The 842-nt window shown below is 76.5% G+C and carries 1 protein-coding gene; it reads left to right on the top strand.

Features of this window, described 5'->3' with window-relative positions; all coding sequences use genetic code 11:
• Window positions 1-842 (top strand): FAD-dependent oxidoreductase (locus ESO86_RS17805; RefSeq protein ID WP_165308367.1); only part of this gene is annotated, 842 nt, incomplete at both ends.

Raw genomic sequence — 842 nt, 5'->3', positions numbered from 1 at the left:
CCGGGCTCCGCGCCCTCGCGGCCGCGGGCATCGGCGACGAGGTGCGCCGCCGGGCCGTCGTGATCCGCGACGGCCGCGTCACGTGCGACGGGCGGACGCTCGGCCGGCTGAAGTTCCCCCGCTCCGGGCTGGTGCACTCCCTGCCGCAGCTCGAGGTCGAGGCCCTCCTCGAGGAGCGGATCGACAGCGCCCGGACCGTCTCGATCCGGCGCGGCGTCGAGGTCACGGGCGTCACCGACCGTGGCACGCACCTCGTGGTGCACGCGGTCGACGGCGAGTCGCAGGTGGACGTGCCGGCGCGCTACGCCGTCGGCGCCGACGGCGTGCGCAGCGGCATCCGCTCGCTGATCGGCGCAGACTGGAAGCCGCGTCGCGGCCGCGCGTCGTACGTCATGTGCGACACGCGCGACGACACGGGGGCGCCCGAGACCGCGCTGCTGCACTTCGAGTCGGCGGGGGTCGTCGAGTCCTTCCCTCTGCCGGGCGGCCGGCGACGCTGGGTCGCGCGGGTCCGACGCGAGCCCGCCGAGCTCGACGCCGCAGCGGTCGCGACCGTCGTCGAGTCCCGCACCGGCTCGTCGTTCGACACGGATGCCGCGACCACGCCCACCGCGTTCGTGGCGGCGCAGCACGTCGCCCACCCGATGGCCTCGGGCCGTGTCGTGCTCGTCGGCGACGCCGCGCACGAGATCAGCCCGATCGGCGGGCAGGGCATGAACCTCGGATGGAGCGATGCCGTGCACCTCGACCGGGAGCTCGCCGGTGCGCTCGCCGCGGCCGCCCCGATCGACGTGTTCGCGGCCTACGACCGGTCGCGGCGGGCGGCCGCGCTGCGCGCGACG

The organism is Agromyces binzhouensis (assembly GCF_004135055.1).
Classification (GTDB): Bacteria; Actinomycetota; Actinomycetes; order Actinomycetales; family Microbacteriaceae; genus Agromyces; species Agromyces binzhouensis.
Note: the sequence above shows the minus strand (reverse complement) of the source record. Positions and strands in the feature narration are given on the sequence as shown.